This is a genomic window from Mycobacterium sp. 663a-19 (assembly GCF_035616495.1).
Classification (GTDB): domain Bacteria; phylum Actinomycetota; class Actinomycetes; order Mycobacteriales; family Mycobacteriaceae; genus Mycobacterium.
On sequence record NZ_JAPJAV010000005.1, the window covers coordinates 88,044 to 113,371 of the forward strand.

The window sequence follows — 25,328 nt, forward strand, 5'->3', positions numbered from 1 at the left end:
CTGCGCGGCGGGCGTTGTGCCCCAACTGTAAAAACGCTGTCAAACTCCCGTTAAAACACATCGGTGCCGTCGCGGATTCGGGACGAGGCTGCGAAAATTTGGACACGCCTGATCTAGACCTGGAGAACTCATGGCCACCATCGAGACGCGTCTCCGCCAGGAGTTGCGCAACTACGCCGTTGAGTTACGGCGGCTCGCATACACGGTGCCCAATGGGGTGGGCGAGCATGATCTCCTCCAGCTGTCGAACCGGATGCACGCCGCCGCCGACCAATTGGTCCGCAAGGGGGCCTAGCCTCCCTAGCCTCCCTAGCCTCCCTTGAGGCGGATCTTCCAGCGCACGAAGCTGAGATAGAAGACGCTGATCACCACCAGCATGGCCATGTCGAACCACCAGGTGCCGGCGTTGTGATGCCAGTGCGCATCCTTCGGCACCTGGGGACCGGGCTCCAGATGGGTCAGGTCGATCGTCGAGGCGGACGCCGCGAAACCCCATCGCGCCGGTGTGGCCCAAGACATCTGGTCGAGCCCGATGCGAGCGGTGACGGGAATCATGCCGCCGGAGAACACCAGCTGCGACATGACCGCCACCACGAGCAGCGGCATGATCTGGTCGTTGGACTTGGCGATGGCCGACAGCGCCAACCCCAGCATGGCCGAGGCGACCGTGGTCGCCGCCACGTCGACGAACAGCTCCAGCCCGGGCTTGCCCAGCGCCGCCGCGCCCTGAGTCGGTCCGCCCTTGCCGAGCAGCGTGATGGCGGTGACGATCGCCGACTGGACGATCGCGAACACCGTGTAGACGCAGACCTTCGCCAACAGATACGCGGAGGTGGACAGGCCGACCGCCTGCTCGCGCAGGAAGATCGGGCGCTCACCGATGAGATCCCGGATGGTCAGCGCCGTCCCCATGAACACCGCACCGACGTTGAGCAGCACCAGGATCTGCCCGGGCTCCGTCGGCGCGTCACCCATGGGGTTGGGGATGCCGAAGCCGACCGTGCCGGGCACCGACATCGACAGCGAACCCATGATGAACGGCAGCAGCGCCAGGAACGCGAAGTAGCCGCGGTCGGAGACGATCAACCGGATCTGTCGCCGCGCGATCGTGGAGAACTGCCGCATCAGGCTGGTCTGCGGGGGGTCGCCCAGCTCGGCCGGCTTCTCCGCCGGTGGTGGCGGCGGGGGTGGGCCCGTCTGCGCCAGGTAGCGCGCCTTGGCTGCGTCCGGGTCGCCGGCGACCGTGCTGAAGATGTCGGCCCAGTTGGTGGTGCCCATGGCCGAGCCGATTTGACTGGGCGGACCGCAGAACGCCGTCTTTCCGCCGGGGGCGAGCAGCAACACCTGGTCGCACACGTCGAGGTAGGTCAGCGAGTGGGTGACGACGAGGACCACGCGACCGGCGTCGGCCAGCTGCCGCAGCATGGTCATGACCTGCCGGTCCAGGGCCGGGTCCAGACCTGACGTGGGCTCGTCCAGGATCAGCAGCGACGGCCCGGTCAGCAACTCCAGGGCCACCGACGCGCGCTTGCGCTGACCGCCCGACAGCTTGTCCACCCGCGTGTGCAGGTGCTGGCTCATCTCGAGTTCCTCGAGCACCCGGGCCACCACCTGGGCGCGGTCCTCCTTGGTGGTGTCGGGCGGCAGCCGCAGCTCGGCGGCATACATCAGCGCCTGCTGCACGGTCAGCTGGCCGTGCACGACGTCGTCCTGCGGCACCATGCCGATCCTGCTGCGCAGCGAGGCGTACTCGGCGTGCACGTTGTGGCCCTCGAAGGCGACCGTGCCGGTGGTCGGGCTGGTGTATCCGGCCACCAGCCTGGCGAACGTCGACTTGCCGGCGCCCGACGGGCCGATCACCGCCGTCAGCGTCCCGGGAAGCGCGCCCAGCGAGATGTCGTCCAACAGCGTCTTGTTGTTGTCGATCGTCCAGCTGACCCCGCGCACGTCGAGGCCGCCGGTGCGCGTCGCGGTCGCGGTCTCGTCGCGGCGTGCCAGCGTGCCGCCCGCGAAGACGAGGTCGATGTTGCCGATCGTGACGACGTCGCCGTCGCGCAGCACCGCCACGTCGACCCGGGACCCGTTGACGAAAGTGCCGTTGATGCTGCGGTTGTCGTGGATTTCGGTGCCGCGCGGCGTCGGGATGAGTGTGGCGTGGTGCCGCGATGCCAGCACCTCGGGGATGACGATGTCGTTGTCGTTGGCCCGGCCGATCTTGATCGCGCCCGGCATCGACTCGACCGCTTTGCCCGGGCGCAGGATCTTCATCATCGACGTTGCGAGGTTCGACGCGTCGGCGCCGACGCGCGCGGTCTCGGGTCCGGCCGCCGGGGCCACCTTGGCCGGCTGTGCCCGGTAGATCTGCGGCGCCGATTGGGGCCCGCTGGGCGGAGCCGCCGGTTGCGGGCCGGTTGGGTGGCGCGGCTGCGGGCCGGAGGGCTGACTCGGCAGCGGGCCCGACGGGTGCACGGGCTGCGGCCCGGTGGGCGGATGCGCCGGCTGCGTACGCAATGGACCCGACGGGGTTTGCGGCTGGCCCGGCCAGGAGGAGGGCCCGGTCGCCAGCGGCGGCGGCGCCGCGCCGCTCGGTCCGCTGGGCGGATTGACGATCGGGATCGACGTCGTCAACGGCGGCCGCCCGGCCGAACCCTGATGCCGACCGACCTCGAACGTCAGCGCGGGGCCGTCCGGGTTTCCGATGTTGACCCGCAGCCCGTCCAGGATGTCCACGGCCGGAACCCGCCGGTTGTTGACGTAGAGCCCGTTGAGGCTGCCGTTGTCGATGGCGACCCATCGGCCCTGGTCGAATCGCACCACCAGGTGTGTCCGGGAGATCAGCGGGTGGGCGACGCGGACGTCCGCGCGCAGGTCACGCCCGATCACTACGTCGTTGCCTGCCGCGAAGGTGCGCTCGGCTCCGTCATACCGCACGGTCAGCACAGGCGGGGCTGGTCGGCTCATCACGCCAACTTTATCGGCATGAGCGCCGATTGCAGGTCAAGTCGTCGCACCGGTTTTCAATGCCGCGGTGGCGGGTAATCCGCCGTCCATGCAGGACAGCGACAATGACTTCCCCGACGACGTGCCCGTCGCGGATGCCGTTGACCAACACCGGCCGACCTCCGATTTGCCGGACGAGGATGACGACGCCGCATCCTGGGAGGACGACGGCGACGTGCCCCTGGAGGCGGCTGCGTCCGACTGGCAGGAGCAACGCGAGACCGTCCTGATAGACCCCGAATTCGACGAGCCCGAGCAATACGAATAACGGCGACAGGCCGAGACGGTTCCCGAATAATTTTCCGAATAAGCTTGCGCCGCAAACGCTTTCGCGGCGCCGACGGCGGTGGCGCTATCCCGCGGTAGCGGCGAGCGGCTCGCGCCAGCCGACGCCGGTGTCGGCGGTGACGTCCTTGACGAAGTCCCCGATGTACCGGATGGCACGCCTGCCTTCGGGCAGGATGTCGGCGGCCAGCGGGAAGTCGTGGACCTGTCCGTCCCAAAGATGTAGATCGCAGCGAATTCCACTGGCTTCCAGACGTTTCGCCATCAGCTCGGCGTCCGGCAGCAACAACTCGTCCGAACTCGCGTGGATGGTGACCGGAGGCAGCGAGGACAGGTCGGCGTCCACCGGTGAGACCACGCGGGCCCGGGAGCTCCCCCGGCCCGTCGGCAGCTGTACCTCGCCGAGGTAGCGGGCGAACATCGACAAGGCCCCGCGGGTGAACATCGAACACTTGCGCGCGTTCCGGTGCCTGAGCTTGCGCTCCGGATCCGGGTCTGTGAAGGGCGAAACCGTGGCGATTCCCGCCGGCCTCGAAAGATGTGTACGGATCGCGGCGAGCGTGGTCATGAACGCGAGGTAACCCCCGGCGGAGTCACCCGCCACGACAATTTGGTCGTCGTCATAGCCGCACTGCCGCAACCAGCGCATGCCGCTTATGCCGTCTTCGATCGCATCGGCTATCTGATGCGAGGGCAGCTTCCGGTAGCCGACTGTGAGAACACCGGCGTCGGCCGCCTTCGACAGGCGGCAGACCACCGAGCGGTGGGTGTTCAACCCGCAGGTCAGGAACGCGCCGCCGTGCAGGTAAAGGATCGCGCGGCTCGACGATGCGCCCCGCGCGCGGATCCATTCGGCGGCACAGTTTTCGAGTTGTACCGGCTCTATCCTCGCCGACGATCGAAAGCGCGGCAGCAAACCGGCCATGCTGTCCACGTATTCCAATGGCCAGTGCAGATTCGGCTGAATCGCCCAAGCGCGGACCGCGTTCTTCACGATCAGCCGGCTGGCCAACGACACCGCGACCGATTGCGGGCTGTGACCATGGTGAATGCGCCGCTTGCTCCCCCCGCGGCGGGACCGACGATGGCGATCCTCCGGATCCTTCGTGCTGTCCATTGCACACAACTCCTATTTGCCGATCGGGTACCCCGGCGGTGCAGCGCAAAACGGTGAGTAAAACCGCTGGCAAAGTCGCGTTCGTCACTGTTTACCCGCCCGAAGAATGGGTACCACTGCGCAAATTCCGACCGCGGCCCAAGGTGGCCCAAGGTATGGCCCAAGATATGGACATGGAGCCAATCGATGGCCGACTGCTGGCCGACCGGGTCACGGTGGTCACCGGTGGCGGCGGCGGCATCGGCGCCGCGACAGCGCGGCTGTTCGCGCGGCACGGCGCCCACGTCGTCATCGTCGACATCGACGCCGATCTTGCGCAGCAGACCACCGACGAGATCAGCGCGTCCGGCGGGTCGGCCCTAACCGTCGTCGCCGACGTCCGCGACGCCGATGAGGTTGCCGGCTTGGCGCGAACCGTCCTGGACCGCTACGGCAGGGTGGACGTGCTGGTGAACAACGTCGGGCACTGGCTGCGTCACCCGGGCAACTTCGTCGACACCGACCCGCAGCTATGGGACGAGCTCTACCGGATCAACCTGCACCACGTCTTCCTCGTCACCCACGCGTTCCTGCCGGCGATGATCGACCGGCGCGCGGGCGCGATCGTCAACGTGTCGTCCGTCGAGGGTTTGCGCGGCTATCCGGAGGATCCGGTGTATGCCGCCTTCAAGGCGGCCGTCATCCACTTCACCCGCAGCCTCGCGGTCCAGGTGGGCCGCGAGGGTGTGCGGGTCAACGGCGTCGGCCCCGACGTCACCGAATCGCTGCAGGTGCCCTATTCGCAGTGGCTCTCCGCCGAGGAGCAGGCGCAGTGGCCGCAGTGGGTTCCGGTCGGTCGGATGGGCCTGCCCGACGACCAGGCCAGAGTGATCCTCTTCCTCGCCTCCGACCTGTCCGGGTTCGTCACCGGCCACACCATCCCCACCGACGGCGGCACCGGTGCGGCGGGCGGATGGTTCCGCTCGTCGCGCCGCGCCGACCGGGAATGGACGAATCGGCCCATCGCGCCGTGATGACTCGGGCGTGACGACGACTCGCTCGACGCGCCGAAACTTAAACGTCGCACACCCTTTTCGGCGCGTCGTGTGCGTGGTTTCAGTGTCGCGCAAGGCTCAGGCGGTTTGCCCGGCGCGAAATCGCGCGTGGTCGCCGATCAGCGTCACCGGGATGCCGTTGAGAGCGCCATTGCCGGACGGCTCGTCGACGAACGTCGGCGGGGACAGCACGTTGGTGTTGGCTCCGGGCGACCCGTTGGCCACCGACATGCGGGTGCCCGGCTTGCCGTGCCCCCAGCCGTGCGGCATCGACACCACGCCGGGTTTGATCGCGTCGGTTATCTCGACGGGCACCCTGATCTCGCCGGCCTCCGACTTCACTGTGACGACGTCGTCGTCGGCGACGCCGAAGCGGGCGGCGTCGTCGGGGTGGATCAGCAGCGTGCACCGGTCCTTGCCCTTCATCAGCGCGGGCACGTTGTGCATCCAGGTGTTGTTCGACCGCAGGTGCCGCCGGCTCACCAGGACCAGCGGCTCGGCGGGCCGCTGCAGGCGCGCGGCCAGCCGCGGCAGGTCGTCGAGCAGGTATTGCGGGGCGAGCCGGATCTTCTTGTCGGGGGTGGCCAGGATGTCGGGCAGCTGGGGCACCATCGGCCCGAAGTCGATCCCGTTCGGGTTGGCCTTGAGCATGTCCAACGTGAGCCCGCCCGGGTTCTGGCCGTAGCGGTCCCCGAAGGGGCCGGTGCGCAGCGTGAGGTCGAGGATCCGCTCCGGGCCGCCGTGATCGTAGAGCTTGCGGAGCTCCGCGCCGTCGAGGCCGCGGGTGAAGGCCAGGTAGTCGAAGAAGCCGTCGTCGATCGCCGCCACGTCGACGTCTTCGGCGGGTGTGCCGGTGCACAGGCCGGTCAGCCGGATCAGGATCTCCCACTCGTGGGGGCGATCGCCCGGGTCGAACACCGGGGCGGAATAGTTCGCGATGCTGCGGATCGCGAACAGCAACACGAGGTCGTCGTGGTGCGGCTGCTCCAGCGGGGACAGCCCGGGCAGTATCACGTCGGCGTGCCGCGTTGTCTCGTTGAGCCACAGGTCGATCGAGATCATCGCCTCCAGCATCGGCAGCACCTCGTCGAGCCTGTCCCCGCCCGGCGTGGACAGCACCGGGTTGCCCGCGACCGTGATCAGCGCCTTGAGTTGCCCGTCGCCCGGTGTGGCGATCTCTTCGGCCATGCACGACACCGGGGCCTGTCCGAGCACCTCCTTGGCGCCGCGAACCCGCGTGTGCCAGCGGCCGAATTCGGCGGCGCCGCCCTCCAGCCCGGGCAGCGGCTGCGAGGTGATCGACCAGGCCGCCGGCCGGGGGAACATCGCCCCGCCGGGCGTGTCGAAGTGGCCGATCAGGATGTTGATCACGTCAACCAGCCAGCTGGCGAGGCTGCCAAACTCCTGGTTGCACAGGCCAATTCGGCCATAGATGACGGATCTTTCCGTCCCGGCAAGCTCGCGGGCCAGCTGGCGGATCCGATCCGCGTGGATGCCGGTGGCTGCACTGACCCGCTCCGGCGGCCAGTCCGCCGCGACCCGTCGCATGGTTTCGACCCCGTCGACGTGCGGCCCGGGATCGATCAGGTCCTCGTCAAAGAGCGTGTGCGCCACGGCCATCAGCAGCGCCGCGTCGGTGCCCGGGACGATCGGAAGCCACTCGTCGGCGCGGGCGGCGGTGCGGGTGCGCACCGGGTCGATCACGATCACGTTGCCGCGCTTGCGGATCGCGTCGATCAGGCCCATCACGTCGGGTGCTGCCAGCAGCGAGCCCTGCGATGCGGCGGGGTTGGCGCCCATGATCACCATCAGGTCGGTGCGTTCGATGTCGGGCACCGGGAAGTTCCACCACAGCCCGTACATCAGGTGCGACGACAGGTTTTTCGGCCACTGGTCGACGGTCCCCGGCGAATAGGTGACCGGCATTCCCGACATGCCCATCAGCACACCCGCATACCGGGCCAGCGAGAACGAATGCGCCAGCGGGTTACCGGTGTAGGCGGTGACCGCACCGATCCCGTACTTCCGGATGACGGGCGTCAGCAGCTCGGTGCAGCGGCGAAACGCGGCGTCCCAGCTCACCTCCCGCCAGCGGCCGTCGACCTTGATCATCGGTTGGCGGATGCGGTCCGGGTCGTCGTGCAGCGCGCCGAGCGTCACGCCCTTGGGGCAGATGTGTCCGTGGCTCCAGACGTCGTCAGGATTGCCGCGGATGCTGGTGACCCTTCCGTCTTTGGGGCTGCCCTCGACGTGAATCTCCAAGCCGCACATGGCTTCACACAATGGACAGGTACGCAGATGCCCGCTGCCGTTGCCGGTCGTCACCCACCCACTGTATTCCGCTACCGCCCGTAGCGGAAGTGGCAGAATGGAGGCATCCGTAAGCTCTCGACGATGGAGATGTGGGAACTGGTCGCCCGTGAACGGATCCGCGACACGCTCGCGCGCTACAACTGGTCGGGCGACGCCGGCCGGGTCGACGGGCTCGCCGAAACATTCTGCGCGGACGGTGTTCTCGAGATCCGCGGGGCCGAACCGCTGCGCGGCCGCTCCGAGATCGCGGAGTTCCTCGGCGGCGTCACCGGAAACGTCGCCGGCAACGCCGACGTCAAGCCGGTGGTGCGGCACAACGTCGCCAACGTGCTGTTCACCGGCCTGACCCCGCGCGAGGCCCACGTCTCGTCCTACTTCACCGTGGTCACCCATGTCGGGCTCGACCATTTCGGGCGCTATCGCGACATTTTGGTGCCCGACGGCGACGCCTGGCTGATCAAGCATCGCAAGGTGTCGACCGACTGGGCGGCCCCCGACTCCGTCATGGCCCGGCCGGCGCGACCCCGATCGTCATGATGTTGAGCCGGCAGCCGTCGGGACCGGCGCGCCAGGCGTGGTCGACGCCGGTGACCAGCAAGCGCATGCGCACAGACTGTAGACCGCCGTGCCGGTCAGCGGTACACCGCTCCCGTCCGCCGCGGCGGCATGGCAGGGTGACATCCGTGGCCAACACCGCGAAACAGATCGTCGAGAGCGACCTGCGTGAAATCAGCACCCCGAAGGGCACTCTGCGCTACTACGACTGCGGCCCCGATTCCGCACCGGTGCTGCTGTTCCTGCATGGCTCGGGCCCCGGTGTCACCGGCTGGCGCAACTTTCGCGGGGTGCTGCCCAGCTTCGCCGAGCGCTTTCGCTGCCTGATCCTGGAATTCCCCGGCTTCGGCGTCAGCGACGACTTCGGCGGCCACCCGATGGTGACGGCGTTCGGCACCGTGTCGCCGTTCCTGGACGCGCTCGGCGTCGACAAGGTGCACATCGTCGGGAACTCGATGGGCGGCGCCGTCGGCATCAACTTCGCCATCCAGAATCCGGACCGGATCGGCCGGCTGGTGACCATCGGCGGCATCGGGACGAACATCTTCAGCCCCAGCCCCAGCGAGGGCATCCGGCTGCTGCAGGAGTTCGTCGAGGACCCGACCCGGCAGCGGCTCGTCGACTGGCTGAAATCGATGGTGTACGACCAGGCGTTGGTCACCGACGAACTGGTCGAGGAGCGCTGGCAGCTGGCCACCGATCCCGCGACGCTGGACGCCGCGCGCCGCATGTACGGCAAGGCGGCATTCGCCGCGATGAACGCCGCGATGGCGGCCTCGGACCGGCCGATGCCGTGGGCCGTCATGCACAAGCTGACCGCGCCCACGCTGCTGACGTGGGGCCGGGACGACAGGGTGAGCCCGCCCGACATGGCGCTCATCCCGATGCGCACCATCCCCAACGCGGAACTGCACATCTTCCCCAACTCGGGGCACTGGGCCATGATCGAGGCCAGGGAGGCGTTCGAGAGCACGGTGCTGGGCTTTTTGTCCCGCTAGACGGCGCCCGCGAGGCCCTTCGTCAGCAAGGCGCGCGCGTCGGGATTGCCGTCGAGAATCCGGCTGGTGCGGGTGGTGATCTGCCACCGGCCGTCGATCCGTCGCAGCGCGAAGTGGTGCGCGGTTGCCCGCCACACCCGATAGCCCGCGTCGCCGGGGCCGTCGCGGACCAACACCAGGGATTCGCACACCGCCACCGCCTCGTCGCCGGTGACCGTCACGACGCACGGCCCGAGGAAGTGACAGCAGCCCTTGGCCACCAAATCCTGGTGGGCCGTCGAATTCACCATGGCGCGAATGTCCGCGCGGCCCTGCATGCGCCACCCGTCGACGTCATAGACGCCGTCCCTCGACCACAGGCGCGCGGCGGCATCCGGGTCGCCGGCGTCGACCGCGGGGCCGTACGACGCGATCAGCTGCCTGATGTCGCGGTCGTCCTCGAGGCGGCGCAACCGGGCCACCAGATCGTCGATGTCGGTCACCGCGGTCCTCCTCCGAATATTCCGAATATTCTGCGACGCAAGCTCGTTGGCCAGACTGCGCCGTCACGGACGTCCCGGTCAACGGACACTTCGGGCGAGTCGTCCCGGCCACCGGGCGGGCGCGCTCGCCCGGCCGTGCCGATCGCGGACCATCGGCTCATGCCAGAAATCGCCCACGCCGACGTCGAGCTGGACGGCCGGCGGCATCGTCTGCGCTGGCCGCGCGGTCAGACACTGGTCGACGCGTTGCTGGACGCGGGGATCGACGCACCGCATTCCTGCCGGGAGGGCCGCTGCGGTTCGTGCGTGGCGACCGTCGTCGCAGGCGAGGTCGACATGGCGGCGTGCGACATCCTGGGCGCCGACGACCTGCGGGACGGCCTGATTCTCGCGTGCCAGGCCCGGCCGGCCAGCGCCGATCTCCACATTACGTTTTGACCGCATTTGCGTCCGCTCACCGGGATTGCCTTCAGGCCGGGCGCCGACTGCGGTAGACCATTACCAAGCCCCCACACGTTAGGACGAACGATATGAGCGAGCGGGTACTCGACCGGGTGATGGCGATGGCCGACCAGTTGCGCGACCAGGCGGCCGAGGCCGAAAGGATCGGCCGGCTCACCGACGACACCGTCAAGCTGATGAAGGGCGCCGGCCTGATCCGGCTGCTGCAGCCGAAGGCCTACCAGGGATTCGAGGTGCACCCCCGCGAGTGGGCCGAGACGGCGATGGCCACCGCGGCGCTGGACCCGGCCGCCGGCTGGATCGTCGGCGTCGTCGGCGTGCACCCCTACCAGTTGGCCTATGCCGACCCCAAGGTGCCCGCCGAGGTCTGGGCCGACGACGCCGACACCTGGATGGCCTCCCCGTACGCGCCGCAGGGCGTGGCAAGGCCCGTCGACGGCGGCTACATCTTCAACGGCCGCTGGCAATTCAGCTCGGGCACCGACCATTGTGACTGGATCATCCTGGGCGCGATGCTGGGCGACGACAAGGGCATCCCGTTGATGCCGCCCCAGATGCTGCACATGATCCTGCCGCGCAAGGACTACGAGATCGTCGAGGACTCGTGGAATGTGGTGGGGCTGCGCGGAACCGGCTCCAAGGACGTCATCGTCAAGGACGCGTTCGTCCCGACCTACCGGACCATGGACGCGACGAAGGTGATGGACGGCACCACCCAGCGCGAGGCCGGCATGACCGAGCCGCTCTACCTGATGCCGTGGTCGACGATGTTCCCGCTGGGCATCTCCGCGGCGACGATCGGCATCGCCGAGGGGGCGCTCGCCGCGCACCTGGACTACCAGCGAGAGCGCGTCGGGGCCACCGGAACCGCGATCAAGGACGACCCCTACGTCATGTACGCCATCGGCGAGGCGGCGGCCGACATCAACGCCGCGCGCCAGGAGCTGCTGGCCAACGTCGACCGCATCTACGACATGGTCGCAGCGGGCAAGGAGGTGTCGTTCGCCGATCGCGCGGCCGGTCGTCGCACGCAGATTCGCGCGGTGTGGCGCGCGGTGTCGGCGGTGGACGAGATCTTCGCCCGCTCGGGCGGCAACGCCGCGCGGATGGACAAGCCGCTGCAGCGGTACTGGCGCGACGTGCACGTCGGGCACCTGCATGCGATCCACGTTCCCGGCACCACCTACCACGCGTCGGCGCTGAGTTCGCTGGGCATCGAACCCCCGGAGGGTCCGCTGCGGGCGCTGATTTAGGAGTTACGGTGAGCGACCTGAAAAGCCTTGGCTACATCACCATTTCGACGAGCGACATCGATCGCTGGCGGCGGTTCGCCTTCGGCGTCCTCGGCTTCGCGGAGGGTAAGGGGCCAGATCCGTCGGCGCTGTACCTGCGGATGGACGAGCGCGCGGCCCGGCTGATCGTGGTGCCCGGCGAGGCCGACCGGGTGCTCACCGTCGGCTGGGAGGTCCGCGACCACCCCGCCCTGCAGCGGGTCAAGGCGACCCTCGACGGCGCCGGGGTCGCGTTCAAGCAGCTGTCCACCGACGAGGCCGAGGCGCGCCGGGTGGAAGAGGTGATCACCTTCGAGGACCCCGCCGGCACCACGCTGGAGGTTTTTCACGGCGCGGTGCTAGACCACAGCCCGGTGGTCACCCCGTTCGGCGCGAGATTCGTCACCGGCGATCAGGGGCTGGGCCACGTCGTCGTTCCCGCGATGGATCCCAACGGGTTGTTCGACTTCTACACCGAGGTGCTGGGTTTCCGCTCCCGGGGAGCGTTCCGGGTGCCGCTGCCGAAGGAGTTCGGCCCGGTGCGGGTTCGCTTCCTGGGCATCAACGAACGACACCACAGCATGGCGATCGTCCCCGCCGCGCATCAGCGCGACCCGCGCCTGGTCCACATCATGGTCGAGGTCGACACCCTCGACGCGGTCGGCCAGGCCCTGGACCGGGTCAACGCCGAGGGCTTCCAGCTGTCGTCCACCCTCGGGCGGCACACCAACGACAAGATGATCTCGTTCTACGTCCGCGCCCCCGGCGACTGGGACATCGAATTCGGCACCGACGGCATGCGCGTCGACGAAACCAATTACACCGCAGAGGAAATCACCGCCGACAGCTACTGGGGTCACCAGTGGGTCGGCGAGATGCCCGCCGCGATGCGGCTGTGATGCGGTTATGAAGCCCGACGCCGACGTCCGGCCGGTGCCCGCCGCGTCGATCGCCTCGTGGGACGACGAGGCCGACGTCGTCATCGCCGGCTACGGGGTCGCCGGCGCCGCCGCGGCGGTCGAGGCGGCCCGCTCCGGGGCCGAGGTGCTGGTTGTGGAGCGTACCGGCTCGTGGGGCGGCGCGGCGGCGATGGCGGGCGGCTTCATCTACCTCGGCGGCGGCACCGCGCTGCAAAAGGCCTGCGGCTTCCGCGATTCCGTCGATAACATGGCGGCGTTCCTCAACGTCGCGATGGGGCCCGGCGCCGACGAGGACCGGATCGCCGATTACTGCGCCGGCAGCGTCGCCCACTACGACTGGCTCGTCGGGTGCGGCGTGCCGTTCAAGGCGGAGTTCTTCTCCGAGCCCGGCTGGGAGCCGATGGGCGACCAGGGCCTGATGTACAGCGGCGGCGAAAACGCGTACCCGTTCAACACCATTGCCACCCCGGCTCCACGCGGGCACGTCCCGCAGATGTCGAACAAGAAGCAGGGCGAGGCCAGCGCCGGCTACATGCTGATGAAGCCGCTCGTCGAGACGGCCACCGCGGCCGGCGCGCGGGCGCTCTACGACGTGCGGGTGCAGTCGCTGATCGTCGAGCCCGACGGCAGGGTGGTCGGCCTGCGCGCCCGCCGGTACGGCAGCGAGCTTTCGATTCGGGCGCGCTCGGGCGTGGTGCTCGCGACGGGCAGCTTCGCCTACAACGACGCGATGGTGGCGCAGTACGCCCCGCGCATCGCCGGACGGCCGGCCGCGTCGATCGAGCAGCACGACGGGCAGGCGATCCGGATGGCCCAAGCGCTGGGCGCCGACCTGGCGCACATGGACGCCACCGAGGTCGCGATCTTCATCGACCCGCAGCAGCTGGTGCGCGGCATCCTGGTCAACGGGCGCGGCCAGCGCTACGTCGCCGAGGACACCTACCCGGGCCGCATCGGCCAGCTCACCCTCTACCAGCAGGACAACACCGCCTACCTGATCATCGACGACGATGCGCAGCAGGAGGCGATGGCCTCGTGGTCGCCCAAGTTCATGCTGCGGCCGGCGACCTGGGTGGCCGACACCGTGGCGGACCTGGAGCGCGACATGGGCCTGGCGCCGGGTTCGCTGCAGGCGACCGTGGCCGCCTTCAACGAGGGCGCCGCCCGCGGCGACGACCCGCTGCTGCGCAAGAAACCTGAGTGGTTGAGGCCGATCGGCTCGCCCGTCGGCGCCATCGACCTGCGGGAGAGCACCGGCGGCTTCACCCTGGGTGGCCTGCGCACCTCGCTGGACGCCGAGGTGCTGCACGTCAGCGGTGAGCCGATTCCCGGGCTCTTCGCCGCAGGCCGTTCGACCGCGGGGCTGGCCGCCTGGGGCTACGCCAGCGGCATCTCGCTCGGTGACGGCAGCTTCTACGGCCGCCGCGCGGGCCGGTCGGCCGCAAAGGACTGATTCCCGCGAGAAGACGCAAAGGCCCCCGGAGACTCGGCGTGTCGGGGGCTATTGCGTCTGCTCGCCAAGCTGCTATATTCCTAATAGGAATATAGCAGCCAGATACACCACACCGGGATACCCCGCAGCCTTGGAGGGCCGATGACCGTTGACACCGTCGAACCAGCCACCCCCACGGCCGTCATCGACCGCATCTCCCTGGTCCTCGACGCGTTCGACGGGCCGGGCCGGCTGACGCTCGCCCAGATCGTGCGGCGCACCGGCCTGCCGCGCTCGTCGGCGCATCGGATGCTCGAGCGCCTGGTGCAGCTGCGCTGGCTGCGACGCAGCGGCCGCGACTACGAGCTCGGCATGCGCCTGGTGGAGCTGGGTTCGCTGGCCGTGCACCAGGATCGCCTGGTGCGGGCGGCCGGCCCACTGCTGGGCGAATTGCACCGCGCCACGGGGCTTGTCGTGCACCTCGCGGTCCTCGACGGACCCGACGTCGTCTACCTGGACAAGATCGGCAACCAGCGGATCCCCACCCGGGTTGGGGCCCGCCAGCCCGCGCACTGTACGGCCCTCGGCAAGGCGATCCTGGCCTACCGCGACGAAGACGCCGAGCTTGATCTGCAGGTTCGCAAGACGAAGTACTCGATCTCCAGCAGCGCGCAGCTCGCCGTCGAATTGGCCAGGGTGCGCGCCCACGGCGTCGCGTTCGAGCGCGAGGAGTCGCTGCCCGGATTCGGTTGCGTCGCGGCCCCCATCGGCAGCCCGGGCGAGGCTCAGGGAGTCATAGCGGCGGTGTCGGTGTGCGGCCCGATGAATCGCATGATGTTCGATCAGCGCCTGGCCGCCCCGGTGCGCATGACCGCGATGGCCATCTGGCGCAACGTCGAAGACGGCCCGCGGCGGGTCGCGCCGACCCTGCAGCCGCCGCGGCCGTTGCGGCTTGCGCGTCCCGCGTCGCAGCCCGCCCTGCAGTACGCCTGAGTCTCGCGCTCATGGCCGGCGGCCAAGTGTTCGTCATCGACCGCGTGGTGACCCGGCCGGGCTGCGCGCGGCGTTTCGTCGACACCTACCTCGCCGAGTACGCCCCGGGCGCGCGCGATCGGGGAATGACCCTGCGCGACGTCCTCGTCAGCCCGCCGATCTGGTTCGATGACCACAACACCGTCACGATCACCTGGACTCTGCCCGACGTTCGGGCGTGGTGGGAGATGACGTGGAAAGGCAGGCCGGATCCGGCCCTGGGCGAATGGTGGTCGCAAATAGGCGAATTGGTGCAGGAGCGGTCCCGATCGTTCGCCGCCGCCGCGGATGATGTGGACGGCCTCTGCGATGTATAGCGTGATCAGATTGCTCGATGTGGCCCCCGCCGATCGTGACGTACTACTCGCCGAATTACGCACTGCGGCTGCCGAAGCCGGGGCTATGCGCCGGCTCGTGCAGCCAACGCTGCCCGGGGCGCGCAACGGCGGCGACATCCTGGTGCACCTACGATTCACCTCGGAGGACCACTGGCTCTGTGTGGCAGAGAAATTCGCCGCGCTGATGGCCCGGCCCGGGGTGAGTCGAGTCAATGGTGCCGGCTATTCCGGTGAACCCGAACGCCGCGCCGATGCGCCGGGCACGGTTTACCGGGCGCTGTTACTCCGGGTGCTGCCCGACACCGCCGCGGCCGCCGTCGCCCGCTTCGAGCACGAGCTGTCGTTGATGCCGCGCTACATCCCGGCGATCCGGGCGTGGCAACTGAGCCGGGTGCAGGACAGTCTCGGCACCTCGGACTGGACCCACGTGTTCGAGCAGGAGTTCGCTGACGTCGACGGGCTGATGGGTTCCTACCTCATGCATCCGATCCATTGGGCGGTGGTGGACCGCTGGTTCGACCCCGAGACCACCGACGTGATCGTCCGCGACCGCGTCTGCCACAGCTTTTGCCCGATGGCCGAGCGGGTGCTGAGCTGACTAGACCCCCGCGGGCGCGATGTGTGGGTTGGCCGTCGCCGGCGGTTTCAGCGGTGGCAACAACCGCGTCCCGTCCAGGCTGTGCACCGGCAACCGCTGCGACCACGGATAGTGCAGGCTGAACGCGACCAGGCCGGTGCGCTCGGCGGCGGGCAGGTGACACATCGCCAGCACCGTCTCGGCCAGGTACTCCACCGGCTCGGTGGGAAAGGAGTCCGGGATCAGCTGTGCCGCACCGGGTGTGCGAACCGCCGTCGAGGGGCCGACGCAATTCACCGCGATGTTGGCGTCGAGCAGCTCGGCGGCCACACCCTGGGTGAACCGGTGCAGCGCGGCCTTCATCGACGCGTAGATCACGTCGCCCGAGGTCTTGTTGTATGCCCGGTACGGCCGCACCGGCGCCAGCCCGGTCACCGAGCCGATGTTGACGATCCAGCCCGCCCCTTGCCTGCGCATGTGCGGCACCGCGGCCTTCGTCAGGACGAAAGGCGTTCGCAGATAATGCTCCACCGTGCGATCGAACGTCTCCAGGCTCATGTCCTCGACCAGCGAGTAGTCGGCGAAGCCCGCGTTGTTGACCAGGATGTCGATGCGGCCGGCGCGGTCGAGCACCCGGCCGAGCAGGCCGTCGCGCTGCTCGGGATCCTCCAGGTCGGCCGTCACGCCGAACGCCGCCCCGCCCGCCGCCTCGATGAGATCGATCGTCTCGCCAATGGTGCCCGGCAGGGTTGAGGTTGCGCCGGCGCGCGCCGACGGGGACGGTGTGGGCGACCGGGCGGTGACCGCCACCGTGGCGCCCTCGGCGGCCAGTCGCCGGGCGATCGCGCGGCCGATCCCCCGGCTGCTGCCGGTGACCAGAGCCGTTCTGCCCGCGAGCAATTCGGTCACCGCAGCGTGAAGTCCTCTTCGATGGGAGCGCGATGGCTGCGCCACACGTCGACCAACCGATACGGGAACGCGATCACGATCCGCCCGCCGCGCGAACGGTAGTACGTGTGCGCGGTCGGGGTGTGACACCAGACGGTGCCGGCCATGGTCCGGTCGATGTCGGCCACGTAGTCGTCGTAGGCGCGTGGCGTGACCTCGATGGCGGATGCCTTTCGCAGCGCCATCAACTGCAGGCATTCCATGACGTAGTGCACCATCACCTCGACACCGAAGTTGTGCCCCGCGCCGTGCCCCGGGCTGTAGTTGGGCGCCGAGGAGATGAACAGGTTCGGAAACCCGGGCACCGTTCCGCCGCGGTAGGCGCGCGGGCTGTCGCCCCATTCGTCGGCCAGCTTCCTGCCGTCGCGGCCCCGAATGTCGATGGTGGACAGGAAGTCCAGGTGGTAGCCGGTCGCGTAGATGATGACGTCGAGATCGAGCTGGCGGCCATCGGCTGTCACCATGCCCGCCTCGTTGATTCGGGCGGGCTCGGCGGCCTCGACGTCCACGTGGTCGCGCGCCAGCGCCGCGTAGTATCCGCCCGGGTCGCGGATGATCCGCTTGCCGTACGGCGCGAAGTCCGGGGTGACCTTGCGGGCGAGCTCGCTGTCCGCGCCGAAGGCCCGGTCGATGTAGTCCAGGCACAGTTGCAGCAGCACGTCGTTGGCGGGCGAGATGGATAGGTGCTCGCCCGCCCATTGGGCGTCGCGCAGGATCACCGGATAGTTGTTGTCGGCGGTCCCCCAAAACGACTTGAGCCGAAGCCAATTGGCGTAGTACGGGAGATGGGTTCCCAGCCATCGCTGGTGATCCGGAACGTCGTCCGAGGGGCGCCGCCGGGGCGCCACCCAGTGTGGCTGACGCTGAAACACCGTCAGGTGTGCGACTTGGTCGACGCACGCGTCGACGATCTGAACCGCGGTGCAGCCCGCCCCGATGATGGCGACGCGTTTGCCGGTCAGCTCCAGCTCGGGATCCCATTGCGCCGAATGGATCTCGACCCCCGAGAACGTCCCCCGCCCGGCCAGCTCCGGCCAGCGCGGCCGGTTGAGGTAGCCGGCGGCGGGGATCACCACGTTGGCGTGGCCGACGTCGCGGGTGCCGTCGGGTCCGACCGCGTGGATCTCCCACCGCTTGCGTTCGTCGTCCCACCACAGGGCATCGACCTCGGTGCCGAACCTGGTGCGCCGACGGATATCGTTCTTGTCGGCCACGCTCACCAGGTAGGACTGGTACTCCGCGCCCATCGGGTAATAACTGGACCAATCACCGTTGATGTCGCGCGACAACGAGTAATACGCCGACGGGGTGTCCACGCCGATGCCCGGATACGTGGTGGTGTACCAGGTGCCGCCGACCTCGTCGTTGCGGTCGAAGATCTGGTATTCGATGCCGGCGTCCGCGCACGCCAGCGCGGCGGTCAGCCCGCCGATGCCCGCACCGATGATCGCGACCCGGAAGCCGTCGGGGAGCCTGGCGGTGCGCGGCAGCACCGGCTGTGGCGGCTGGAATCCGCCCTGCTCCAACAGCAACGGGAGGTACTCCGCGCCGACGACTCCCCCGAGCGCCACCGGCGCGATTCGTGCGAACAGCCCCGGGTCATCGGCGGGCAGGGCGGCCGCCGGGCGCGGCGATCGCGCCGCGACGGCCACGGCCTCGACGAGCGCTGCCGCGGTCTCGGGATCGGTGACACCCGCCCGCTCCGGCGGGTCGGGCACGTGGGTGATCTTCGGCGCGAAACGGTCGACGACCCCGTGATCCCCGGTCAGTTGCGCCAACACCGCGACAAGGACGCCGGGGTCCGCGCGGCGCAGGTTGGCCCGGAGTTCACCGGGATCCACCGGGGCGCCAGCGCTCATGGCACGAGTATCGAGGCGTTTCGGCGCCGGGTGCGCGGCGGTGTCTACTCAGCGGGACACGATCGGGCACACGGTGTTCCACTGAACGGGCATCGCCGGTATTTTTCGGGCCGCATCGGAGTTGACTCCCAGGTCATGAGCAGCGAGATCACGTTGTCCGAACTGCAGGAGTTCATTGCGGCCTTTTGGTACCACTACGACGAGGCGCACTACGACGAGCTCGCGGCGCGCTTCGCCGCGGATGTGCACTACGTGACCAGGAGCGATTCGGGCGCCAGTCCCTTCGAAGAACTGATGTCGCCCGAACTGCACGGCCGCGACGCGGTGCTGGAGTGGCTGTCCGATCATCGCGAGCACAGCCCATACCCGTTGCGTCACCACGCCACCAACGTGCATCGGACCGGCAGCGACGGCGAGGTCACCCACGGGCGTTTCTACATATTCGTCAACCAGATCGCGAACTTTGTGCCGTTCGCGGTGTCCAGCGGCGTCGTCCACGTCGCCGTCCGGCGCGAGGCCAACGGACTTGTGTTCACGGGGATGGAGGTGGTGCTGGACACCCGGAACTCGGTCCTGCTGTCCGAGCTCACCGCCGCCGGTTCGTAGCCCGTGAGCGTCCGCGAAACGTTTTCCGGCGGCGACGCCGTCATAACCGCAGCCGACATGACAACCCCCGCACTCGATCCCGACGCCGCCGCGCGGGTCGCATCGTTCGGCGACGTACCGCCGATGCGCCGACGGGGCCTGTCCGCGGTGCGCGCCGCGCTCGAGTCGGCACCGCTTCCCGATGTCATGCACCAGATGTCCGACATCACCGAGGTCGCCGTCCCCGGGACGGGTGGGCCGATTCCGGCCCGAATCTACCGCCCCACAGGCGAATCCAGGCCACCCGCGGTCGTGTACCTGCACGGCGGTGGGTTGGTGATGGGCTCCAACCACTCGTTCGAACCGCTGGCCCGCGCGCTGGCGTCGGCCTCCGGGGCGACCGTCGCGGCCATCGACTACCGGCTGGCCCCGGAGTCGCCGCCGCCCGCGCAGTTCGACGACGCTTACACCGCGACCGAGTGGCTATCGCGGAACGCCGACGAGATCGGGGTCGACGCCGACCGGCTCGCGGTGGCCGGCGACAGCGCGGGCGGTTCGCTGGCGGCCGCGGTCGCGCTGGCGGCCCGCGACCGCGCCGGGCCGCCGATCCGCGCGCAGGTCTTGCTGTATCCCGGCCTGGATCGCGACATGGCCGCCGCATCGATCACCGCGCTCGCCGACGCCCCGATGCTCACCCGCGACGACATTGACTACCTGCACGCCCTGTGCGATGGCGCCGGGGCACTTCCCCGCGACCCATACCTCGTCCCGGCGTACGCCCGCGACCTGTCCGGCCTGCCGCAGGCGATCGTCGTCACGGCGGGCTGCGACCCGATCCGCGACTGGGGTGAGCGGTACGCGGCCCGGCTGCGCGACGCGGGCGTGCAGACCACCATCACCCGTTATCCCGGTATGTACCACGGCTTTCTGATGCGCTCCGACGCGACCGCACGCGGTCGGCTGGCCATCGCCGAGATCGGCGCCCTGTTGCGGGCGAAGTTCGCCCACCCGCTGCCGTTTTGACACGTCCACGCCACACCCCGCAGAGGAGACAACACATGCTCACCGATCAGCGCCGGATGGAGCTTTCCGACGTCTTGCGGCCGGCCGCGCCGCCGCGGGAGATCGACAACGTGTACACCGATGATCAACGCGACCGCCTGCTCGACGTCGTGCGCACGCAGGGGCCGTGGAAGCTGATCATCGCGCAACACTTCGCGTCGGCCGACGAATTGATCGCGACGATGAGCGGGGCCTTCCCCGAAGGGTTCACGCCGTCGCTGGATTTGTTTCTCACACCGACATTCCGCGGCTATCTCGCGAACTACGGCGCGGTGCTCTACCCCCAACTGCACGACTGCTTCTACAACGCGGAGTTCCTGGCGATGGCCAAGAGCTACTGGAACGCCGAGTACGCCAAGCCGCAGTTGATGCTGTTCAACATCAACGGGCCGTGCGCAAACCGCGATCCGGGGCACCTGGATTCGCCCAGCTTCCGCGGCGTGCGACACGAGAACGCGCCGACCTGGCTCACCAGCGTGATGGGTAAGTCCGGGCTGTTCCGGGACTATCTGATCAAGATGGCCCAAGTCATCACCTGGTTTTCGCTGGACGCCGGCAGCGGATTCACCTATTGGCCCGACGGCCCGCTGCGGGCGCCCAAGCGCGTGCTGCCGCCGGTCTACAACCGCGGGGTGGTGGTGCAGAACGAGATGATGATGCACCGCGGCGAGGCGAACGGGCCACTGGACCAACAGATTCCAGCCGGCTTGGCCTTCGACACCGTGTTCACCGGTGATCCCGAGGACCGCGATCATTGGCTGCTGAAGAACGGCGACATGCCGATTGCCCGCCACCACACCGACGAGCTGCGCTTCCTGGTGCACTGGTCGGCCGAGGTGTTCTCCGATTTCGACGAGCTCAAGAAGAACATGGACGGCACCGACGACCTGACCATCGAACGGGCCATCGACATGATGGTCGACGACGTCCATGCCCGCGGTATCAAGCTCGACGTGCCCAGCGAACCACTGCACGACCCCGCATTCATCGGTGCGCTCAACTCCGCGTACGACCTGGGCGGGCCGGCCGGCTACCCGGAGGAGGCGCCGATCAGCGCCTTCCAGCCGGCCTGAGCGAACGGCGTATTTCGTCTATTTCGTCTATTTCGTCCATTCCGTTCATTTCATCGACGACGGCCAACTCGCCCCGCCGCACCGCGTCCAGGATCGACTCGGTCAGCGCCGAGCACGCCAGGAACACGCCCCGGCCACCCGGCGCCGATAGCCGCTGCGCCGCGGCGCGCTCGGCGCACCGGGCCGTAGCGTCGGCGTTCCATTGCACGCTGGTCTGGTTCCAGCTGCTTTTGCGCGCCAGCACCCGCGCCCCGCAGTCACGGCACGCGACGGGCATCATCGGCATCTCGTCGAGGCGATTGTCTCGCCGGACCGCTGAATTCGACGTCATCGCACCGGATTCGGCTGTGCCGCCATGTTGGCCTCGACCTCTTTCATCCACGCCTCGCACGGCCGCGTCGTGTCGAGCTCGAACTCGAAGCGGTCCACCATATCCGGTTGCACGTCGGCGGCGTCGACATAGAACTGCTGGTACCAGCGACGCAGCTGGTAGACGGGCCCATCCTCCTCGACCAGCAACGGGTTGTCGATGCGCGCCTTGTGCCGCCAGATCTCCACATCCTGCTCGAAACCGAGCTTGACGAAGTCGCCGAGCGTGATCGCGGTCTTCATGGCCTCATCGTCGGGCAGCGCGTCTGATTTCTTCACCATGATGCCGTACTGCAGCACAAACGAATTCGAGTCGATCGGGTAGTGGCAGTTGATCAGGATCGTCTTGGCGTCGCCGTGCTCGTAGTGGTAGGTCAGGTCGTCGATCATGAACGACGGGCCGTAATAGGACGCCACCGACGTCGTGCCCAGCAACTGCGAACCCGCGGTGCCGCCGAGATCGGGTCGGCTCCCCCCGTTCATGTACTGCGTCGCCACGTGGCCTTCGAAGATGTTCTTGAAATAGTTTGGCAGCGAGCCATGGATGTAGAAGAAGTGCGCCATGTCCACGACGTTGTCGATGATCTCGCGGCAGTTGCTGTTCACCGCCGTGGTGTACCAGTGCCAGTCGGTCCACTCGTCGCTGCCGGCGCCCTCGATACGTGGGATGGTGACCTCCGCCGGTGGCGGGTTGCGCTCGGGATCGTTCCAGACGAACAGCATGCCGTCCTGTTGCAGCGTGGTCCAGGCTTGCGTGCGGGCCAGTTTGGGTGCGCGCCTGCTGTAGGGCACCTGCTTGCAGCGGCCGTCGCCGCCCCAGCGCCAGTCGTGGAACGGGCACGCGATCTCGTTGCCCTTGACCTCACCCTGGGAGAGGTCGCCGCCCATGTGCCGGCAATAGCCGTCGAGCACGTTGATGTTGCCGTCGCCGCTGCGGAAGACGACGAGCTTTTGCCCGAACGCGTTGATCGCGTGCGGCTTGCCGTCACCGAAATCTCTGATCAGGCCCAGGCAGTGCCAGCCGCGGGCGAACCGCGTCGGCGCGGCCTGCGCTTCGATGAGCCGAACTTCGTCGGCGCGAGTCTGCGACGTCATACGCCCGTTCTAGCCGCCCGGCGCGGCCCATCGGGTGCCCTGTTCCACTCATCAGGACGGCTCTTCCCGCGTGGCGCCGCCGCGACATACCGTTTTCGGAGTGAGCACCCACAGCGCGACCATCCCCGCCGGGCTTCGGGTTGCCGACACGACCGTCGACCTGCTGGTCGTCGGCTCGGGCACCGGCATGGCCGCGGCGCTGGCCGCCCACGAGCTCGGGCTGTCGGTGCTGATCGTGGAGAAGTCCCGCTACGTCGGCGGTTCGACCGCCCGGTCCGGCGGCGCGCTGTGGCTGCCGGCCAGCCCGGTGCTGCGGGAGGCCGGCGCCGACGACACGACGGAGCAAGCCGGCGCCTACCTGGACGCGGTGGTCGCGGGGTCGGCGCCGCGGCAGCGTTCGACCGGGTTTTTGGAGCATGTGTCCGCGACGGTCGAGATGCTGCGCCGAACGACGCCGCTGCGGCTGTTTTGGGCCCGCGACTATTCCGATTACCACCCCGAGGAGCCCGGCGGCAGCGCGGCGGGCCGCACCTGCGAGTGCCTCCCTTTCGACACCTCGGTCCTCGGCGAATACCGCACGCGGCTGCAGCCCGGGCTGATGGAGTCGAACGTCCCGATACCGACGACGGGTGCCGACTACCGCTGGATGAACCTGGTGGCCCGGGTGCCGCGCAAGGGCATTCCGACTTTCGCCAAGCGCCTGGCGCAGGGCGTCGGCGGCCGGCTGCTCGGCCGGCGCTACGCCGCGGGCGGCCAGGGCCTGCTGGCCGGGCTGTTCGCCGGTGTGCTGCGCGCCGGAATCCCGGTGTGGACCGGCACAACGCTGCTGCGTCTCTTGAATGATCCGGCCGACGGCCACCGCGTGACCGGCGCCGTGGTCGGCCACGACGGGCGCGAGGTGACGATCACCGCCCGGCGCGGCGTGGTGCTGGCCACCGGCGGCTTCGACCACAGCATGGAGATGCGGTGGAAATTCCAGTCGGAGTCGTTGGGCGCCAACCTGAGCCTGGGCGCGCACACCGATACCGGCGACGGTATCCGCGCCGGGCAGGAAATCGGCGCCGGCATCGATCTGATGGATCAGGCGTGGTGGTTTCCGGCCGTCGCGCCGCTGCCCGGTGGGGCGCCCGCGGTGATGCTGGCCGAGCGGTCACTTCCGGGCTGCCTGGTTGTGGACCAGAACGGGCACCGGTTCGCCAACGAGTCGTCGGATTACATGTCGTTCGGTCAGCGGTTGCTCGAGCTGGAGCGGTCCGGAAGCCGGGTCGAGGCGATGTGGATCGTCTTCGATCAGCAGTACCGCAACAGTTATGTCTTTGGCGCCGTGCTCTTTCCGCGGATGCGTCTCCCGCAGTCGTGGTACGACGCGGGCATCGCGGCACGGGCCGACAGCCTCGCCGGGTTGGGCGGGCGGATCGGTGTTCCGGTGCCGGAGTTCGTCGCCACGATGACCCGCTTCAACGAAAACGCCGCCGCCGGTGAGGATCCCGACTTCGGCCGGGGCCGCAGCGCCTACGACCGCTATTACGGCGACCCGACGATCAAGCCGAATCCCAACCTGCGCCCGCTGACCAAGGGCCCGTTCTACGCGGTGAAGATGGTGTTGTCCGATCTGGGGACCTGCGGCGGCCTGAGGTCTGACGAGCGGGCGCGGGTGCTGCGCGAGGACGGCAGCGTCATCGCCGGCCTGTACGCGATCGGCAACACGGCCGCCAACGCGTTCGGCACGACGTATCCGGGCGCGGGCGCGACGATCGCGCAGGGGCTGGTGTACGGGTACGTCGCGGCGCGCGACGCGGCCGGCGCCCGTTAGTCGGCGTGCCGCTTCGCCTCGACCTGCTTCTCGACTTCGCGCCAGTAGCCGGGCCGCGGGCGCGGTTGCCCGAAACCGCCCTTTTCGGCCCGCTTCATGATGGCGTCGGCCTCGTCGATGTCCTTCATCAGCTCCAGGGCGAACTCCCGCTCCGCGGCGTAGTACTTCGCCGCCCAACGCAACGCGATCACCGAATAGGCCCACGCGGGTTCGGCCTCCGCCCCCTCGGCGTCCTCAACGGCCTTGCGGTGCCGGGCTTCCGCGTACGCCACATGCTCCTGCAGCAATTCCTTGAGCCGGGCCGGGTTGCTGAGATGGCCGAACGTCACCCGCAACAGCACGCTGTGCTTGAGCACCGGCGGGTCCACCGGCGCGTCGTTGGTCCACTCCGTGACGGCGTGCATCCCGGCGGGCGTGATCTTGTACAGCCGGCGGCTGCGGGTGCCCTCGTCGCGCTCGACGCGCGATGTCACCAGGCCCAGCCCCTCGAGCTTCTTCAGCTCGGTGTAGATCTGGCTGTACGACGGGCTCCAGTAATAGAGGTCGACGCTCCAGTCGATCCACTTTTTCAGGTCGTAGCCGGAGACTTCTTCCTCGTAGGACATCATGCCCAGCAGCGCCCAGCTGGTGGCCGCGAGCGCCGCCTTAGCCGGTTTGTCCCTGGGCTCGTCCATTTCGCCAGGTTAACAACCCGGGGCGGCGGATTGC

Annotated in this window: 25 protein-coding genes; 16 read left to right on the forward strand and 9 right to left on the reverse strand. The window is 68.7% G+C overall.

Annotated features, from left to right (window positions below):
* The first annotated feature begins 130 nt into the window (after window positions 1-130).
* Window positions 131-295: a hypothetical protein gene (locus OQ968_RS10915; protein WP_324677570.1), complete on the forward strand. Its 165-nt coding sequence runs from the start codon at window positions 131-133 to the stop codon at window positions 293-295.
* A 14-nt stretch (window positions 296-309) separates the two neighbouring features.
* On the opposite strand, the gene OQ968_RS10920 is transcribed toward OQ968_RS10915, so the two are convergent.
* Window positions 310-2,961 carry an FHA domain-containing protein gene (locus OQ968_RS10920; RefSeq protein WP_324677572.1) on the reverse strand — a complete coding sequence of 884 codons (2,652 nt, stop codon included), beginning with the start codon at window positions 2,959-2,961 and terminating at the stop codon, window positions 310-312.
* A gap of 67 nt (window positions 2,962-3,028) precedes the next feature.
* On the opposite strand from OQ968_RS10920, the gene OQ968_RS10925 reads away from it, so the two are divergent.
* Window positions 3,029-3,268: a hypothetical protein gene (locus OQ968_RS10925; RefSeq protein ID WP_324677574.1), complete on the forward strand. Its 240-nt coding sequence runs from the start codon at window positions 3,029-3,031 to the stop codon at window positions 3,266-3,268.
* A gap of 84 nt (window positions 3,269-3,352) precedes the next feature.
* On the opposite strand, the gene OQ968_RS10930 is transcribed toward OQ968_RS10925, so the two are convergent.
* The gene (locus OQ968_RS10930; RefSeq protein WP_324677576.1) at window positions 3,353-4,402 is read right to left on the reverse strand and encodes an alpha/beta hydrolase; all 1,050 of its coding nucleotides are present in this window, start codon (window positions 4,400-4,402) and stop codon (window positions 3,353-3,355) included.
* 167 nt (window positions 4,403-4,569) lie between these two features.
* Here OQ968_RS10930 and OQ968_RS10935 point away from each other — a divergent pair, with 167 nt between their 5' ends.
* A complete protein-coding gene (locus OQ968_RS10935) occupies window positions 4,570-5,415 on the forward strand; it encodes an SDR family oxidoreductase (RefSeq protein WP_324677996.1) in 846 nt (281 codons plus the stop codon).
* Between the two features lie 99 nt (window positions 5,416-5,514).
* On the opposite strand, the gene OQ968_RS10940 is transcribed toward OQ968_RS10935, so the two are convergent.
* Entirely contained in the window at window positions 5,515-7,761 is a 2,247-nt protein-coding gene (locus OQ968_RS10940; protein ID WP_324677578.1) for a molybdopterin-dependent oxidoreductase, read from the reverse strand.
* Between the two features lie 69 nt (window positions 7,762-7,830).
* Here OQ968_RS10940 and OQ968_RS10945 point away from each other — a divergent pair, with 69 nt between their 5' ends.
* On the forward strand, window positions 7,831-8,286 hold the full coding sequence (locus OQ968_RS10945; RefSeq protein ID WP_324677580.1) for a nuclear transport factor 2 family protein: 456 nt from the start codon (window positions 7,831-7,833) through the stop codon (window positions 8,284-8,286).
* Window positions 8,287-8,423: 137 nt separating this feature from the next.
* Window positions 8,424-9,302 (forward strand): alpha/beta fold hydrolase, encoded by an 879-nt coding sequence (locus OQ968_RS10950; protein ID WP_420715886.1) that lies wholly within the window; start codon window positions 8,424-8,426, stop codon window positions 9,300-9,302.
* On the opposite strand, the gene OQ968_RS10955 is transcribed toward OQ968_RS10950, so the two are convergent.
* Complete coding sequence (locus OQ968_RS10955; protein ID WP_324677584.1) at window positions 9,299-9,784, reverse strand: nuclear transport factor 2 family protein; 486 nt, start codon at window positions 9,782-9,784, stop codon at window positions 9,299-9,301. The two genes, OQ968_RS10950 and OQ968_RS10955, sit on opposite strands and share 4 nt — an antisense overlap.
* A 159-nt stretch (window positions 9,785-9,943) precedes the next feature.
* Here OQ968_RS10955 and OQ968_RS10960 point away from each other — a divergent pair, with 159 nt between their 5' ends.
* From OQ968_RS10960 to OQ968_RS10990, 7 genes are all read left to right on the forward strand, one after another.
* Window positions 9,944-10,222, forward strand: coding sequence for a 2Fe-2S iron-sulfur cluster binding domain-containing protein (locus tag OQ968_RS10960; RefSeq protein WP_324677586.1), 279 nt, complete (start codon window positions 9,944-9,946; stop codon window positions 10,220-10,222).
* 92 nt (window positions 10,223-10,314) lie between these two features.
* Window positions 10,315-11,499 carry an acyl-CoA dehydrogenase family protein gene (locus OQ968_RS10965; RefSeq protein ID WP_324677588.1) on the forward strand — a complete coding sequence of 395 codons (1,185 nt, stop codon included), beginning with the start codon at window positions 10,315-10,317 and terminating at the stop codon, window positions 11,497-11,499.
* Between the two features lie 8 nt (window positions 11,500-11,507).
* The gene (bphC, locus tag OQ968_RS10970) at window positions 11,508-12,416 is read left to right on the forward strand and encodes a biphenyl-2,3-diol 1,2-dioxygenase (RefSeq protein ID WP_324677590.1); all 909 of its coding nucleotides are present in this window, start codon (window positions 11,508-11,510) and stop codon (window positions 12,414-12,416) included.
* 7 nt (window positions 12,417-12,423) lie between these two features.
* The gene (locus OQ968_RS10975) at window positions 12,424-13,890 is read left to right on the forward strand and encodes an FAD-dependent oxidoreductase (protein ID WP_324677592.1); all 1,467 of its coding nucleotides are present in this window, start codon (window positions 12,424-12,426) and stop codon (window positions 13,888-13,890) included.
* A 141-nt stretch (window positions 13,891-14,031) separates the two neighbouring features.
* Window positions 14,032-14,862 carry an IclR family transcriptional regulator gene (locus tag OQ968_RS10980; protein ID WP_324677594.1) on the forward strand — a complete coding sequence of 277 codons (831 nt, stop codon included), beginning with the start codon at window positions 14,032-14,034 and terminating at the stop codon, window positions 14,860-14,862.
* 11 nt (window positions 14,863-14,873) lie between these two features.
* Window positions 14,874-15,218 carry a hypothetical protein gene (locus OQ968_RS10985; RefSeq protein WP_324677595.1) on the forward strand — a complete coding sequence of 115 codons (345 nt, stop codon included), beginning with the start codon at window positions 14,874-14,876 and terminating at the stop codon, window positions 15,216-15,218.
* Window positions 15,211-15,837, forward strand: a complete 627-nt coding sequence (locus OQ968_RS10990; protein WP_324677598.1) for a Dabb family protein — start codon at window positions 15,211-15,213, stop codon at window positions 15,835-15,837. The genes OQ968_RS10985 and OQ968_RS10990 overlap by 8 nt, the downstream gene beginning before the upstream one ends.
* On the opposite strand, the gene OQ968_RS10995 is transcribed toward OQ968_RS10990, so the two are convergent.
* Entirely contained in the window at window positions 15,838-16,725 is an 888-nt protein-coding gene (locus tag OQ968_RS10995; protein WP_324677600.1) for an SDR family NAD(P)-dependent oxidoreductase, read from the reverse strand. It lies immediately after the preceding gene.
* Window positions 16,722-18,623, reverse strand: coding sequence for an NAD(P)/FAD-dependent oxidoreductase (locus OQ968_RS11000; protein WP_324677602.1), 1,902 nt, complete (start codon window positions 18,621-18,623; stop codon window positions 16,722-16,724). The genes OQ968_RS10995 and OQ968_RS11000 overlap by 4 nt, the downstream gene beginning before the upstream one ends.
* 135 nt (window positions 18,624-18,758) lie before the next feature.
* Here OQ968_RS11000 and OQ968_RS11005 point away from each other — a divergent pair, with 135 nt between their 5' ends.
* The 3 genes from OQ968_RS11005 to OQ968_RS11015 are packed head-to-tail and all read left to right on the forward strand — an operon-like array spanning window position 18,759 to window position 21,343.
* On the forward strand, window positions 18,759-19,229 hold the full coding sequence (locus tag OQ968_RS11005; protein ID WP_324677604.1) for a nuclear transport factor 2 family protein: 471 nt from the start codon (window positions 18,759-18,761) through the stop codon (window positions 19,227-19,229).
* 57 nt (window positions 19,230-19,286) lie between these two features.
* Entirely contained in the window at window positions 19,287-20,231 is a 945-nt protein-coding gene (locus tag OQ968_RS11010; RefSeq protein ID WP_324677606.1) for an alpha/beta hydrolase, read from the forward strand.
* Between the two features lie 35 nt (window positions 20,232-20,266).
* Complete coding sequence (locus OQ968_RS11015) at window positions 20,267-21,343, forward strand: hypothetical protein (RefSeq protein WP_324677608.1); 1,077 nt, start codon at window positions 20,267-20,269, stop codon at window positions 21,341-21,343.
* Here the strand turns inward: OQ968_RS11015 and OQ968_RS11020 are convergent.
* Window positions 21,321-21,674 (reverse strand): ferredoxin, encoded by a 354-nt coding sequence (locus OQ968_RS11020; protein WP_324677609.1) that lies wholly within the window; start codon window positions 21,672-21,674, stop codon window positions 21,321-21,323. The genes OQ968_RS11015 and OQ968_RS11020 overlap by 23 nt on opposite strands.
* Window positions 21,671-22,807 (reverse strand): Rieske 2Fe-2S domain-containing protein, encoded by a 1,137-nt coding sequence (locus OQ968_RS11025; protein WP_324677611.1) that lies wholly within the window; start codon window positions 22,805-22,807, stop codon window positions 21,671-21,673. The genes OQ968_RS11020 and OQ968_RS11025 overlap by 4 nt, the downstream gene beginning before the upstream one ends.
* 100 nt (window positions 22,808-22,907) lie before the next feature.
* Here OQ968_RS11025 and OQ968_RS11030 point away from each other — a divergent pair, with 100 nt between their 5' ends.
* On the forward strand, window positions 22,908-24,620 hold the full coding sequence (locus tag OQ968_RS11030; RefSeq protein ID WP_324677613.1) for a 3-ketosteroid-delta-1-dehydrogenase: 1,713 nt from the start codon (window positions 22,908-22,910) through the stop codon (window positions 24,618-24,620).
* Here the strand turns inward: OQ968_RS11030 and OQ968_RS11035 are convergent.
* Window positions 24,617-25,294 carry a PadR family transcriptional regulator gene (locus OQ968_RS11035; RefSeq protein WP_324677615.1) on the reverse strand — a complete coding sequence of 226 codons (678 nt, stop codon included), beginning with the start codon at window positions 25,292-25,294 and terminating at the stop codon, window positions 24,617-24,619. The genes OQ968_RS11030 and OQ968_RS11035 overlap by 4 nt on opposite strands.
* Window positions 25,295-25,328: the final 34 nt, after the last annotated feature.

What these genes read in the sequence shown, in the direction of transcription:
- OQ968_RS10915 (WP_324677570.1), top strand. Translation starts at nt 131, where the DNA reads ATGGCCACCATCGAGACGCGTCTCCGCCAGGAGTTGCGCAACTACGCC.
- OQ968_RS10920 (WP_324677572.1), bottom strand. Translation starts at nt 2,961, where the DNA reads ATGAGCCGACCAGCCCCGCCTGTGCTGACCGTGCGGTATGACGGAGCC.
- OQ968_RS10930 (WP_324677576.1), bottom strand. Translation starts at nt 4,402, where the DNA reads ATGGACAGCACGAAGGATCCGGAGGATCGCCATCGTCGGTCCCGCCGC.
- OQ968_RS10935 (WP_324677996.1), top strand. Translation starts at nt 4,570, where the DNA reads ATGGACATGGAGCCAATCGATGGCCGACTGCTGGCCGACCGGGTCACG.
- OQ968_RS10945 (WP_324677580.1), top strand. Translation starts at nt 7,831, where the DNA reads ATGGAGATGTGGGAACTGGTCGCCCGTGAACGGATCCGCGACACGCTC.
- OQ968_RS10960 (WP_324677586.1), top strand. Translation starts at nt 9,944, where the DNA reads ATGCCAGAAATCGCCCACGCCGACGTCGAGCTGGACGGCCGGCGGCAT.
- OQ968_RS10965 (WP_324677588.1), top strand. Translation starts at nt 10,315, where the DNA reads ATGAGCGAGCGGGTACTCGACCGGGTGATGGCGATGGCCGACCAGTTG.
- OQ968_RS10975 (WP_324677592.1), top strand. Translation starts at nt 12,424, where the DNA reads ATGAAGCCCGACGCCGACGTCCGGCCGGTGCCCGCCGCGTCGATCGCC.
- OQ968_RS10980 (WP_324677594.1), top strand. Translation starts at nt 14,032, where the DNA reads ATGACCGTTGACACCGTCGAACCAGCCACCCCCACGGCCGTCATCGAC.
- OQ968_RS10985 (WP_324677595.1), top strand. Translation starts at nt 14,874, where the DNA reads ATGGCCGGCGGCCAAGTGTTCGTCATCGACCGCGTGGTGACCCGGCCG.
- OQ968_RS10990 (WP_324677598.1), top strand. Translation starts at nt 15,211, where the DNA reads ATGTATAGCGTGATCAGATTGCTCGATGTGGCCCCCGCCGATCGTGAC.
- OQ968_RS11000 (WP_324677602.1), bottom strand. Translation starts at nt 18,623, where the DNA reads ATGAGCGCTGGCGCCCCGGTGGATCCCGGTGAACTCCGGGCCAACCTG.
- OQ968_RS11005 (WP_324677604.1), top strand. Translation starts at nt 18,759, where the DNA reads ATGAGCAGCGAGATCACGTTGTCCGAACTGCAGGAGTTCATTGCGGCC.
- OQ968_RS11010 (WP_324677606.1), top strand. Translation starts at nt 19,287, where the DNA reads ATGACAACCCCCGCACTCGATCCCGACGCCGCCGCGCGGGTCGCATCG.
- OQ968_RS11015 (WP_324677608.1), top strand. Translation starts at nt 20,267, where the DNA reads ATGCTCACCGATCAGCGCCGGATGGAGCTTTCCGACGTCTTGCGGCCG.
- OQ968_RS11020 (WP_324677609.1), bottom strand. Translation starts at nt 21,674, where the DNA reads ATGACGTCGAATTCAGCGGTCCGGCGAGACAATCGCCTCGACGAGATG.
- OQ968_RS11025 (WP_324677611.1), bottom strand. Translation starts at nt 22,807, where the DNA reads ATGACGTCGCAGACTCGCGCCGACGAAGTTCGGCTCATCGAAGCGCAG.
- OQ968_RS11035 (WP_324677615.1), bottom strand. Translation starts at nt 25,294, where the DNA reads ATGGACGAGCCCAGGGACAAACCGGCTAAGGCGGCGCTCGCGGCCACC.